The following is a 12,175-nucleotide window of genomic DNA, read 5'->3' as shown; positions in this document are numbered from 1 at the left end:
CCAGGTCCTGCGCTCGTCGACCCGGGGTGGGGAATGCTGAGCCTTTGGTTGACTCGTTTCCTTATCCCGCCAGGCAGGCGGGGTGTTTCATGATGGTCTCGAACTCGATGGGCGTCAACTTCCCGAGTCTTCGTTGACGGCGGCATCGGTGGTAGCGTGCCTCGATCCAGTACACGATCGCGAGGCGAAGCTCGTCACGGGTGGTCCACTGCTGCTGGTTGAGGACGTTCTTCTGCAGCAGACTGAACCAGTTCTCCATGGCCGCGTTGTCCGCGCACGCGCCGACTCTGCCCATCGATCCGCGCAGCCCGAAGTGTCGAAGGGCACGCCGGAATCTACGGCTTCGAAATTGACTGCCTCTATCGGAATGCACCGTCACCCCGGCTGGCTTACCGCGCCGGTGGAACGCGTCGGTGAGCGCGTCAACGGCCAGTCGGGCCTTCATCCGGTCGCTGATCGAGTAGCCCACGATCCGGTTGCTGAACACGTCCTTGACCGCGCACAAGTACACCTTGCCCTCACCGGTTCGGTGTTCGGTGATGTCGGTGAGCCACAACTCGTTGGGCCGGTCGGCGGTGAAGTCACGTCTGACATGGTCGTCGTGCACGGCAGGACCCGGCCGGCGATGCTTCCGAGAGCCCTTGCGGCGGTGCGCGGCCGAGAACATGCCCTCCTGCGAGCACACCCGCCACACGCGACGCTCAGACACCTGCCAGCCGTCGTCGACGAGTTCGTCGGAGATGAGCCGGTACCCCTGACAACGGTCCTCATCCCACACGTCCCGGGCAGCGTTGATCAGATGCGCCTCGTCCCAGTCGCGATCGCTGACCGGATTGGCCAGCCACTGGTAGTACGCCTGCTTGGAGAAGCCGAGGACCCTGCACGCCACCGCGACCGACACCCTCACGGGGGCGCCGGCCGCAGCCAGTTCACGGACGAGCGGGAACACTATTTTGGGGACGCAGCACCGATCCGAAGGTTCGCTTGCGAAAGATACGCCGCGGCCTTCCGGAGGATCTCGTTCTCCATCTCCAACTCGCGGATCCGCTTGAGCATCTTCGCCTGCTCACGCTGCCCGTCCCGATCGCTCGACGCCGCCGGCGCGATCCCGCGGCCGGCCAGCTCGACGTTACGCACCCACGCCTGCAACGCCGACTTCGAGATCCCCATATCCGCGCAGACCTGCTTCTGCGACATTCCCTGCGTGAGCACCAGAGCGACCGCGTCGCGCTTGAACTCCTCCGAAAACTTCACCGGCATGACTTCATCCTTCCCGCCCCGATCCTTCAAATCAAAGCAGTCCCAGAGTCAACCAAAGCTTCAACATTCCCTCACCGACCTGCGCGCCTGGCCCAACCGCCCCGACGGTGCCCAGCTCAAAGCCGACCGGGCCGAGGTCGAACGCCTCCTCCACGACGCCCACTGGGACTGATCCAGCGGGCGGGAGGGCGAGTGCACCTGCCTGCCGCAGCGGCCCCGACGAGTGGTGGCCGCCTGAGCAGACCGTCAGGAGCACACGATGAACGAGCAGCCACGCGACCCGGACCCGGAACTGGATACAGCCTTCTACGGGTTCGTCGCTTCCGACCCGCAGCCGTCAGGCAGCGAGGGCAAGAAACGTCTGTACTTCAAGGCCGGGCAAGAGCACCACGACTTCGCAGCCGACGGGTCCCGGATCAAGCTCCCCACGACCTTCCACGATGTGGTGGCGTTCCGAGGCGCTGCCGAGAGCGGCGAAGTGAAGCTCGCCAAGGGCGACTGGTTCCTCGCGATCGGCCGCACCCAGACAAGCACGAACCCCAACACCGGCGTCGAATCGACGGAGTTCATCGCAAGCCGGTTCGGACACGACCTCGCCCGCATGAACACCGAGGTCGGCACCCCGCGTCGCCGCTCCCAGATGGAGTCCCCGGACCGTCAACGACCGGCGCGTGAGGTCGCGTTCGAGCCGCCCGTGCAGGACCAGCCCGAGCACGAGCAGCCCGCACGGGCCATGTGAGAGGGGCGAAGCATGATGAACGACGACGCCACGCTCCCGCCCGACGACATGGGTTCCGAACCCGAGGAATGGGAGGAGGAGGACTTCGGTCGGCTCGACCCTGACGATGACATTCCGGGGCCGCCGCGGCCGGTGAACTGGAACCTGCTGCTCTCCCACGACCTGGAACAGGAATGGCTCGCCCTCAACCGCTGGGTCGAATGGCTCCGCCACACCTACGCGCTGCCCGCGTCGGTGATCCCGCCGTACTGGCACCGGCATTCCGAACTGCAATGGGAGCTCAGCGCGCTGCACCTGCACTGGCTCGGTGCCTACGACCCGGAACAGAACGCGTCCGCCGCGATCGGCTGGCACCGCGACTTCGCCGCCGCCCGCCAGCGCCTCCGCGACTGGGTGGCCGCCTCCGGGACCCGCCTGGACCGCGACCGGCCCTCCCGGCAGACCGCGTGGCCCGGCGAACCACCCGCCCCGCCGGTCGAGGACACCCCGATCACCGACCGACGCGCGGACTTCGTGGCGTTCGTGATCGAGCAGGTCGCCCGCCGCAAGGCCGCCGAAGACGCCGTCTTCGCCCGCCTCGATGACGCCACCCGCTCCGATGCCGGCGACGACGGCAGGTGAAGAGCGGTGGTGCGGAATTATCAACGCAAGACCCAGCGGCCCTCCGCAGACCGGAACCTGCGCGTCACCTTCACCCGGCGCGAGCAGATCGACGTGGAGAAGGTCGCCGAAGTCCTCATCCGCGTCGCCCTGCGAGAAGCCGGCACGGGAACGAAGGCCGGGCAGGCCGGCAACCGACTCCGGGCGCTGCTGAGCAGCGAGCGGTAGAATCCCTGGTACGTAGTACGTCCATCAGGGCGCTACCGGCTTACCCCTTTGTTGCCCGAACCCGTCGCGGTTCGGCAGGCCTCCCCATCTGTGTCGTGACAGCCCAACGGCGCCCGCACCCATCCCTACTGGGGAATGGGTGAGCGCCCGAAAGGCAGTCACGACCATGACGCTCCTCGACCTTCCTGCCGGCCTCGACCTCAGCGCCCTGCGTTCCCTCGCCGGCCCCGCGACCCAGGCCCTCGATGTCACCCTTCCCGATGGGAAGGTGCCGGCGATCTCCTACCTGCGGGTCTCCACCAAGGACCAGGCCACCCGCAACGGCCTCGAAGAGGGTCTGTCCATCCCTGCGCAGCGCGAGGCCGCGCAGCGCAAGGCCGAGCAGCTCGGTGCGGTCATCGTCAAAGAGTTCATCGAGCCCGGCGAGTCCGGCAAGACCGCTCGCCGCAAAGCCCTCCAGGAGATGCTGGACTACCTCGCTGAGCATCCCGTCAGGTACTGCATCATCAACAAGGTCGACCGGATCGCCCGGAACCGGCTCGATGACGCGATCATCCACGCCACGCTGCGCCAGGCCGGGGTCACCCTGGTCTCGGTGATGGAGAACATTGATGAGACGCCCTCCGGGATGCTCATGCACGGCATCATGGCCTCGATCGCGGAGTTCTACTCCCTGAACCTCGCCCAAGAGGTCACCAAGGGGCTCGTGCAGAAAGCGTCCATCGGCGGCACCCCGCACAAGGCACCCATCGGCTACCTCAACGTCCGCCTCACCGATGCGAACGGGCACGAAGTGCGCGACGTGCAACTCGATCCCGACCGGGCCGACCTGATCCGGTTCGCGTTCACCGCCTACGCCACCGGCGACTGGTCCGTCTCCAAGCTCGCCCGCGAGCTAGAGACCCGCGGCCTTGTCACCCGGCCCACACCGACGTTCCCCGCGAAGCCGGTCACGACCACGGGGCTGCACAAGATCCTCACGAACCCCTACTACCAGGGCATCGTCACGTTCCGCGAGGTCACCTACCCCGGCACCCATCAGCCACTCGTGACCCCGGAGACGTTCGAGCAGGTGCAGACGATCCTCCAGCAGAACCACGTCACCGGCGACAAGCCGCAGAAGTACGACCACTACCTCAAAGGCTCGATCTACTGCGGCTGCGGAAAGAAGCTCATGTTCGAACGGCCCCGCAACCACCAGGGCGTCGCCTACGACTACTTCACCTGCACCGGCCGCCGGTTCAAGCGCAACGACTGCCAGCGCACCGCCGCCCTCGTCCACCGCGTCGAGCAGAGCATCGAGACCCGCTACCAGCACGTCTCCGTCACCGAGGACGAGGCCGGACAGATCCAGGCCGTCCTCGGGCAGGTGTTCGACGCCCTCGCCGAGTCAACCAGCGATGAACGGACCCTCCTCGAAGGACAGAAGATCAAGCTCGAAGCCGAACAGGTCAAGGTCCTCCAAGCCCACTACGCCGACGCGATCCCCATCGACCTCCTCAAAACCGAACAGGACCGCATCCGCGCGAGCCTCCACGCCATCACCGGCCGGCTCGACACCCTCACATCGACCTACGACAACGCGAAGGTCGGGCTCGACGCGATCCTCGGTCTCCTCACCGACATCGGCGACGTGTACGCGAAGGCCGAACCCGCCGAACGGCGGATGCTCAACCGGGCACTGTTCGACCGCATCACCATCGATGACGACGACCAAGCCGCCCTCGAACCAGCCCAGACGATCGCGACGATCCTCGCCGCCATCCCCAGGCCACACAACGAAAGAACCTTGCCCCGCGATCAAGCGGGGCAAGGTTCGAACGTTCAACTTTACGTGGACCTGAGGGGACTCGAACCCCTGACCCCCTGCATGCCATGCAGGTGCGCTACCAGCTGCGCCACAGGCCCGTTCTCTGGGTTGTCACCGCTCCCGCGACAACCCTTCGATGCTACTACATCCGCGGGCGTGCTCCGAACCGGGGCGGTCACTCGGGCGCGTCGACCGGCACACCCGTCGGCAGCACCGGGCAGTCCTTCCACAGACGCTCGAGCCCGTAGAACACCCGCTCCTGCTCGTGGAAGACGTGCACGACGAGGTCACCGAAGTCGATGAGGATCCAGCGCGCCTCGCCCTTGCCCTCGCGTCGCAGACGCTTGACGCCCTGCTCGAGCATCGCCTCCTCGACCGCATCGGCGATCGCGGCGACGTTGCGCTCGCTGTTGCCTGTGGCGAGCAGGAACGCGTCGACGAGCGGCAGCGGATCGGACACGTCGAAGGCGACGAGATCCTCGGCGCCCTTGCTGTCGGCGGCGGCCGCGGCGATCTCGACCAGCTCGCGCGTGCGCGCATTCGCCGTCATCGGAACACCCCCGTCACGAGCGCCACGATGAGCGCGCCGGTGAGCGCGAGCGCCAGCGCACCGGCGGTGATCACGAGCGCGAGCATCAGGCGCCCGCCCTTCTCCGGCGCCGGGGGCTTGATGATGTCGTCCGCGCTCTTGATCGTGCTGATCGCCGAGCTCGCGGCGATCGGCGTCGGCGACGACGACGCCGGCAGCTCGCCGTCGACGAGCACGGCGTCGATCTCCTTGCCATCGGAGGACCCGTGCGAGGTGCCGGTCGATCCGAACGACTCGGGCAGGTTGAACGTGCCCGTGATGAGCACCTCGCCGGTCGCCGCGACCGGCGCCGAGAACGATCCGGTGTCGGGCGTCTGCGACAGGATGAGCGCGTTCGAGGCGGCGAGCGAGCCGGTCGCCGCACTGCCACGAGTGAGCAGCTGGTCGAAGGATGCCGGGAGTTCGATCTCCACGCCGTCACCGGCGAGCAGGCCCGATCCGAAGGTCGGCGCCACGACGGCCCGACGCTCCTCGTCGCCGTCCTCGGCCTCTTCCGTCTCGGCTTCGGCCTCGTCGGTGTCGCCGGCGAGCAGGGTCTCGACGTCGGGCGACTCGGTCTGCGCATCGGCGAGAGCCTCGGCAGCCTCGGTGGCGTCGTCCGAATCCACGTCCGGAACCGGCGCGTCCACGTCGGCGGCGGCGTCATCGGTCGATTCGTCCGCCTCGACATCGGCGGCGACCGGCTCGACGTCCACGACCTCGAGTTCGACGACCTCCGCCACGACCTCGTCATCGGCGGGCTCGTCGGCGGGCGTCTCATCGTCGACAGCGACCTCGTCCTCGACGGCGGCAGCGTCGTCGCCCGTGGCCTCCGCGGAGGCATCCACTGTCGCCTGCTCGTCCTCGACGGCGGAAGCCTCGTCGACCGAGGCCTCCCCCGCCGTCTCGTCGGTCTCCCCGTCGATGACGGGCACGGATACCGTGCGCAGGCGCTCCTGCTGCCGCGCGGCGCGCCGGGTGAGTGCGCGCGACTCGAGGTCGACGTCTTCGGCGGCGGGCGGTTCCTCGGCCACCACGACCGGCTCGGCCGCACGCGGCAGCGGCGCGGCGACCGGCGCCGCCGTGGCCGCCGCAGCAGCCGCGGCTTCGGCCTCTTCGGGAGTGATGATCGTGTTCGACGCGGTATTGCGCAGTTCGCGGAGCTGACGACGGGTCAGCTGGGGCGATTCAGGCTTTTCGGGTGTGCTCATGCCTCGCTCCGGTAAAGGTGGTGCTTCGCAATGTATTGGACGACCCCGTCGGGAACGAGGTACCACACCGGGTTTCCCTCACGCACCCGCGCACGGCAGTCGGTCGACGAGATCGCCAGCGCTGGAACCTCGAGCTGGCTGACGTCCTCACTCGGCAGCCCCTCGGTGCTGAGCACGTGCCCGGGTCGCGAGACGGCGACGAAGTGCGCCAGCTCCCACAGCTCGTCGTGATTGCGCCATCCGAGGATCTGCGCGATGGCGTCGGCACCGGTGATGAAGAACAGCTCGGCGTCGGGCCGCGCGGCCTTGAGGTCGCGGAGCGTGTCGATCGTGTAGGTCGGGCCGTCGCGGTCGATGTCGACCCGGCTGACCGTGAACCGCGGGTTCGACGCGGTCGCGATGACGGTCATCAGGTAGCGGTGCTCGGCCTCGGTGACCTTCGTCTTCTGCCAGGGCATGCCGGTGGGCACGAAGACGACCTCGTCGAGGTCGAACGACTGCGCCACCTCGCTCGCGGCCACGAGGTGACCGTGGTGGATCGGGTCGAACGTGCCACCCATGACCCCGATCCGCGGGGCGCGCGCAGAAACCATCGAGCCGGCCTCAGTGGTGGCCGTGGCCCACCTGCGCCTGGTCGACGGGGTGCGCCTTGGCGTAGGCCTCGGCCTTGTGGGCGTGGCGATTGGCCACGTTGCGGTAGGACAGGGTCACGAGACCGAGCGCCAGGAACACGACGAACGCGACAGCGCCGTAGATGAACGTCTCCGCCTGCACGTTGCCGTGGTGCTCGGCGGCCTCTCCGGCGAGGGCGAGGATCGTGGCGAGGGTCATGTGGACTCCGTTCGGTTCGGGTGAGACAAGTTTAGGCGCTTCACGCGCGGATCTGACCCGCCCCGCGGGCGAGCCACTTCGTGCTCGTCAGCTCGGGCAGCCCCATGGGTCCCCGCGCGTGCAGCTTCTGGGTCGAGATGCCCACCTCGGCGCCGAACCCGAACTCGCCGCCGTCGGTGAAGCGGGTGGAGGCGTTCGCCATGACGACCGCCGAATCGACCTCGGCGAGGAAGCGCTCGGCGTTCTCCTCGTCGGCGGTGACGATCGACTCGGTGTGGTGGGTGGAGTAGCGCCGGATGTGCGCGAGCGCCTCGTCGAGGTCGTCGACGACGCGCATCGACAGGTCGAGGCTCATGTGCTCGGTCGCCCAGTCGTCGTCGGTGGCCGGCGCCGCGCCCGCGACGAGCGCGCGCACCGCCTCGTCGCCATGGATCGTGACGCCCGCGCTCTCGAGCGCGGCGGCGACCGGCGGGATCAGCCGATCGGCGGCGTCGCGCACGACGAGGACCGTCTCGACGGCGTTGCACACGCTCGGTCGCTGCGCCTTCGCGTTGACGACGATCTGCTCGGCCCACTCGAGGGGCGCCGACGCGTCGAGCACGATGTGCACGACACCAGCGCCGGTCTCGATGACCGGGACGGATGACTGGGTGACGACGGTCTCGATGAGCTGCGCGCTCCCCCGCGGCACCAGCACGTCGACGAGCCCCCGCGCCTGCATGAGGGCGTTCGCGCCGTCACGACCGAAGTCGTCGACCGTCTGGATCGCTTCGGGGTCGACGCCGACACTCTCGAGCGCCGCGCGCATGACGGCCACGAGGGCCGCGTTCGACGACTGTGCGGCCGTGCCGCCGCGGAGCACCACCGCGTTGCCCGAGCGCAGCGCCAGGGCGGCGATGTCGACCGTGACGTTCGGGCGGGCCTCGTAGATCGAGCCGACGACGCCGAACGGCACCGACACCTTCTGCAGCGAGACGCCGTTCGCGAGCGTGCGCTCGTCGAGGACACGCCCGACCGGATCGGGCAGCAGGGCGACGTCGCGCACCGCGGATGCCAGGGCGTGCACGCGCGCGTCGTCGAGCCGCAGCCGGTCGAGGAGCCCCTCCGACAGACCGCTGTCGCGACCGCGCGCGAGGTCGTCGGCGTTCGCGGCGACAACGTCGGCCGTGGCGGCGTCGAGCGCGTCGGCGATCGCGTTCAGCGCGCGCGCCTTCGCGCCGTCATCCAACAGCCCCACGCTGCGCGAGGCCTCTTTGGCCCGCGTCATGCGTTCCTGCGCGCTCGTCGCCGTGATCGTCATGGCGTCAGTCTAGCGAGCGCCCGCGAGCGGCTCAGGCGCGGACGGCGCCGGTGTGCACCGACGGCGAGGCCGACGGATCCGGCGCGAACCAGGTGCCGATCTGCTCTCCGGCGAGGGCTTCGGCGACGAGGTCGGCGCTCGTGACGAGCACGCCGATCCCCGCTTCGGCGGCCACGCGTGCCGCGGACACCTTCGTCGCCGCTCCCCCGGTGCCGACGCTGTTGACGACGACCGACCCGAACTCGAATCCGGCGAGATCGTCGCCGAAGGAGACCGTGTCGATCGGCTCGGCGCCCGGCTCGCTCGGCGGCCGCGTGTAGAGGCATTCGATGTCGCTCAGGAGCACGAGCGCGTCGGCGCCGATCAGCGCCGCGACGAGCGCCGCGAGGCGGTCGTTGTCGCCGAAGCGGATCTCGTGCGTCGCGACCGTGTCGTTCTCGTTGACGATCGGGAGGATCCGCAGCCCCAGCAGCCGCTCCATGGCGCGGCGGGCGTTCGACCGGTGCGTCGCGTTCTCGAGGTCACCGGCGGTCAGAAGCACCTGGCCGGCGACGATCGCGAACGGCCGCAGCGCGTCCTGGTAGCGGTAGATGAGCACGTTCTGCCCCACCGCGGCGGCGGCCTGCTGCGTCGCGAGGTCGACGGGGCGCTCGTCGAGCGCGAGATAGGGCATGCCCGTCGCGATCGCGCCGGAGGAGACGAGCACCACCTCGGTGCCGCGCGCGTGCGCGTCGGCGAGGGCCTCTACGATCAGCTGGATCTTGCCGGCGTTCTCGCCGCTGATGGACGACGAACCGACCTTCACCACGACACGGCGCGCACCGGGCAGCTGTGCCCGCCCCTCGATGCTCACGACTCATCGTCCTCCGACCAGTCGGCGTCGGCGCCGGCGATGCGCTCGCTCTCGAGCTCGGCGCGGGCCTCCGCCTTGGCATCCATGCGCTCGTGGTAGCGCTCGCGGCGCTGCGACGTCGTGCGGCGCGGGTTGAGGTCGAGGCGTGGATCGGTGCCGCGCGGCGCGGTCATGAGCTCGGCGGCCGACGAGAGGGACGGATGCCAGTCGAAGACGACCCCGTCGCCCTCGCCGATCACGACGGTCGATCCGGCGACGGCGCCGACGCGGAAGAGCTCGTCTTCGACACCGAGCTTCTCGAGCCGGTCGGCGAGGAAGCCGACGGCCTCCTCGTTCTGGAAGTCGGTCTGCTGCACCCAGCGCACGGGCTTCGTGCCGAGGATCCGGTACAGATTGCCGTAGGTGCCGCCCTCGACCCGGATCTCGAACTCGCGCTCGGCGCCCTTCGGGCGGATGACGACACGCTCGGGCGCGGGAGCCGCCGCGAGGTCGGCGCGGTGGCGGGCGATGATGTCGGCCAGCGCGAAGGTCAGCGGACGGAGGCCCTCGTGACTGACCGTGGAGATCTCGAACACGCGGTAGCCGCGCGCCTCGAGCTCGGGGCGCACGAGGTCGGCGAGATCCTTCGCCTCGGGCACGTCGACCTTGTTCAGCGCCACCAGCTGGGGGCGTTCGAGCAGCGGCGTCTGCCCCTCAGGGACGGCGTATGCGCCGAGCTCTTCGAGGATCACGTCGAGGTCGGTCAGCGGGTCGCGGCCCGGCTCGAGCGTGGCGCAGTCGAGCACGTGCACGAGCGCGGTGCAGCGCTCGACGTGACGGAGGAACTCGAGGCCGAGACCCTTGCCCTCGCTCGCGCCCTCGATGAGGCCGGGCACGTCGGCGACGGTGAAGCGCACGTCGCCGGCCTGCACCACGCCGAGGTTCGGGTGGAGGGTCGTGAACGGATAGTCGGCGATCTTCGGGCGCGCCGCCGACACCGCGGCGATGAGGCTCGACTTGCCCGCGGAGGGGAAGCCGACGAGGGCCACGTCGGCGACGGTCTTGAGCTCGAGGAAGACGTCGCCTTCCCAGCCGGGAGTGCCGAGCAGCGCGAACCCGGGGGCCTTGCGCTTGGGGTTCGCGAGCGCGGCGTTGCCGAGTCCGCCCTGACCGCCCGGGGCGGCCACGAAGCGCATGCCCGGCTCGATGAGGTCGACGAGGGTCTCGCCGTCGGCATCCTTCACCACCGTGCCCACGGGCACGGGCAGCTCGAGGCTCTCGCCGTGGTAGCCGGAGCGGTTGTCGCCCATGCCGAAGCCGCCGTTGCCGGCGTGCCGGTGCGGCGAGTGGTGGAACGACAGCAGCGTCGTCACCTGCGGGTCGGCGACCAGCACGACGTCGCCGCCGTGCCCGCCGTTGCCGCCGTCGGGGCCGGCGAGCGGCTTGAACTTCTCGCGGCGGACCGACACGCAGCCGTTGCCGCCCTTGCCGGCACGCAGGTGCAGCGTGACCCGGTCGACGAACGTGACCATGTCGATCCCTCCTCGGGAAAAAATGAGGGGCGAGCCGCAGCCCGCCCCTCACTATAGGGAACCTGTGGGTTCCTGAGCTTGTCGAAGGATTACTCCGCGCCCGCCACGATGTTGACGACCTTGCGGCCGCCCTTCGTGCCGAACTCGACCGCGCCGGCCGAGAGGGCGAACAGCGTGTCGTCGCCACCGCGACCGACGTTGGCGCCCGGGTGGAAGTGCGTGCCGCGCTGGCGGACGATGATCTCGCCGGCGAGCACCTGCTGGCCGCCGAAGCGCTTCACGCCCAGTCGCTGGGCGTTGGAGTCGCGACCGTTACGGGTAGAGCTTGCGCCCTTTTTGTGTGCCATCTCGTCTTCTCCCCTGGCTTACTTGATGCCGGTGATCTTGACGCGCGTGAGGTCCTGACGGTGCCCCTGGCGCTTCTTGTAGCCGGTCTTGTTCTTGAACTTCTGGATCACGATCTTCGGGCCGCGCTCCTCGCCGAGGACCTCGGCGGTGACGGTCACCTTCGCGAGCTTGTCGGCGTCGGTCGTGACGGTGTCGCCGTCGACGAACAGCACCGCGGGAAGCTCGAGCTTCTCGCCGGCCTTCGCCTTCTGACGGTCGAGGACGACGATCGTGCCGACCTCGACCTTTTCCTGCCGACCGCCGGCGCGCACAACTGCGTAAACCACTTCACACCTGTTTCTTCTGTGGAGCACACGGCTCCGAATTGTCCTTGCGGATCGACCTTGCGGGGCACGGGCGATCTGAGGGAAAGTCACGGTGCGGATGCCCGCCGGACGGACCGGGAGCCGGGCTGGTGTCGCAGGGAAGGGCCTGTGACGCGACGCACCAAGGGACTACTTTACCGGATGCCGCGCCAACGGGCAAAAGGAGCGCGAAACCGGCTCGGGCGTGTCGCGGATGCCTACGATGAAGGTGTGGCCATTCTGATCGACGACGCGCGCTGGCACGCCCATGATCGGCTCTGGGCCCACCTCGTCAGCGACAGCGGTCTCGCCGAACTGCACGCCTTCGCGGATGCCCAGGGCATCCCCTCCCGCGCCTTCGACCTCGACCACTACGACGTTCCCGAAGACGCGCTCCCCCGGCTCATCGCCGCCGGCGCCGAGCACGTGAGCGGCCACGAGCTGGTGCGCCGCCTGATCGCCTCGGGCCTGCGCATCACCGCCCGCGAACGCCGGAGCGCCGGGCGCGGACCCGTCGCCGGGGGCGGACCCGTCGCCGGGGGCCGACCCGATGCCACCGCACCCGCGGTGAC

Annotated in this window: 14 protein-coding genes, 1 tRNA gene and 2 pseudogenes; 5 read left to right on the top strand and 12 right to left on the bottom strand. The window is 69.2% G+C overall.

What is annotated here, in order from left to right; translation table 11 throughout:
- Positions 1–61: 61 nt before the first annotated feature.
- Positions 62–1,260, bottom strand: a protein-coding gene (locus FHX68_RS02090; RefSeq protein ID WP_425325853.1) for an IS3 family transposase whose coding sequence is annotated in 2 segments (ribosomal slippage) — positions 62–988 and positions 991–1,260 — 1,197 coding nt in all. Because the reading frame shifts where the segments join, the coding sequence is not laid out codon by codon here.
- A 259-nt stretch (positions 1,261–1,519) separates the two neighbouring features.
- On the opposite strand from FHX68_RS02090, the gene FHX68_RS02085 reads away from it, so the two are divergent.
- The 4 genes and pseudogenes from FHX68_RS02085 to FHX68_RS16290 all read left to right on the top strand — a co-directional run.
- Positions 1,520–1,999: a single-stranded DNA-binding protein gene (locus tag FHX68_RS02085; RefSeq protein WP_141381591.1), complete on the top strand. Its 480-nt coding sequence runs from the start codon at positions 1,520–1,522 to the stop codon at positions 1,997–1,999.
- A 15-nt stretch (positions 2,000–2,014) separates the two neighbouring features.
- Positions 2,015–2,620: a hypothetical protein gene (locus FHX68_RS02080; protein WP_211345056.1), complete on the top strand. Its 606-nt coding sequence runs from the start codon at positions 2,015–2,017 to the stop codon at positions 2,618–2,620.
- Between the two features lie 9 nt (positions 2,621–2,629).
- Entirely contained in the window at positions 2,630–2,827 is a 198-nt protein-coding gene (locus FHX68_RS02075; protein WP_211345062.1) for a hypothetical protein, read from the top strand.
- Positions 2,828–2,993: 166 nt separating this feature from the next.
- Positions 2,994–3,863, top strand: a pseudogene (locus FHX68_RS16290) (recombinase family protein); the annotation flags it as partial.
- 354 nt (positions 3,864–4,217) lie between these two features.
- Here the strand turns inward: FHX68_RS16290 and FHX68_RS02065 are convergent.
- The 11 genes from FHX68_RS02065 to rplU form a co-directional block, all read right to left on the bottom strand.
- Positions 4,218–4,544 (bottom strand): hypothetical protein, encoded by a 327-nt coding sequence (locus FHX68_RS02065; protein WP_141920015.1) that lies wholly within the window; start codon positions 4,542–4,544, stop codon positions 4,218–4,220.
- Positions 4,545–4,662: 118 nt separating this feature from the next.
- Positions 4,663–4,735: transfer RNA gene (locus FHX68_RS02060), tRNA-Ala, on the bottom strand.
- Between the two features lie 77 nt (positions 4,736–4,812).
- On the bottom strand, positions 4,813–5,187 hold the full coding sequence (rsfS, locus tag FHX68_RS02055) for a ribosome silencing factor (RefSeq protein WP_141379968.1): 375 nt from the start codon (positions 5,185–5,187) through the stop codon (positions 4,813–4,815).
- Complete coding sequence (locus FHX68_RS02050) at positions 5,184–6,416, bottom strand: hypothetical protein (RefSeq protein WP_141379969.1); 1,233 nt, start codon at positions 6,414–6,416, stop codon at positions 5,184–5,186. The genes rsfS and FHX68_RS02050 overlap by 4 nt, the downstream gene beginning before the upstream one ends.
- Complete coding sequence (gene nadD / locus FHX68_RS02045) at positions 6,413–7,009, bottom strand: nicotinate-nucleotide adenylyltransferase (RefSeq protein WP_141379970.1); 597 nt, start codon at positions 7,007–7,009, stop codon at positions 6,413–6,415. Before nadD ends, FHX68_RS02050 begins: the two co-directional genes overlap by 4 nt.
- A 10-nt stretch (positions 7,010–7,019) precedes the next feature.
- Positions 7,020–7,247 carry a hypothetical protein gene (locus tag FHX68_RS02040; protein WP_141379971.1) on the bottom strand — a complete coding sequence of 76 codons (228 nt, stop codon included), beginning with the start codon at positions 7,245–7,247 and terminating at the stop codon, positions 7,020–7,022.
- A 40-nt stretch (positions 7,248–7,287) separates the two neighbouring features.
- A complete protein-coding gene (locus FHX68_RS02035) occupies positions 7,288–8,547 on the bottom strand; it encodes a glutamate-5-semialdehyde dehydrogenase (RefSeq protein WP_141379972.1) in 1,260 nt (419 codons plus the stop codon).
- Positions 8,548–8,578: 31 nt separating this feature from the next.
- On the bottom strand, positions 8,579–9,400 hold the full coding sequence (gene proB / locus FHX68_RS02030) for a glutamate 5-kinase (RefSeq protein ID WP_141379973.1): 822 nt from the start codon (positions 9,398–9,400) through the stop codon (positions 8,579–8,581).
- Entirely contained in the window at positions 9,397–10,911 is a 1,515-nt protein-coding gene (gene obgE, locus FHX68_RS02025) for a GTPase ObgE (protein ID WP_141379974.1), read from the bottom strand. Before obgE ends, proB begins: the two co-directional genes overlap by 4 nt.
- Positions 10,912–11,000: 89 nt before the next feature.
- A complete protein-coding gene (gene rpmA, locus FHX68_RS02020; protein ID WP_141379975.1) occupies positions 11,001–11,258 on the bottom strand; it encodes a 50S ribosomal protein L27 in 258 nt (85 codons plus the stop codon).
- Positions 11,259–11,276: 18 nt separating this feature from the next.
- Positions 11,277–11,585, bottom strand: coding sequence for a 50S ribosomal protein L21 (rplU, locus tag FHX68_RS02015; RefSeq protein WP_170214204.1), 309 nt, complete (start codon positions 11,583–11,585; stop codon positions 11,277–11,279).
- A 249-nt stretch (positions 11,586–11,834) separates the two neighbouring features.
- Between rplU and FHX68_RS15655 the strand changes: the two are divergent.
- A pseudogene (locus FHX68_RS15655) lies at positions 11,835–12,098 on the top strand (DUF4031 domain-containing protein); the annotation flags it as partial.
- Positions 12,099–12,175 lie beyond the last annotated feature (77 nt).

The sequence above is a fragment of the Microbacterium lacticum genome (assembly GCF_006716815.1).
Lineage (GTDB): Bacteria > Actinomycetota > Actinomycetes > Actinomycetales > Microbacteriaceae > Microbacterium > Microbacterium lacticum.
Note: the sequence above shows the minus strand (reverse complement) of the source record. Positions and strands in the feature narration are given on the sequence as shown.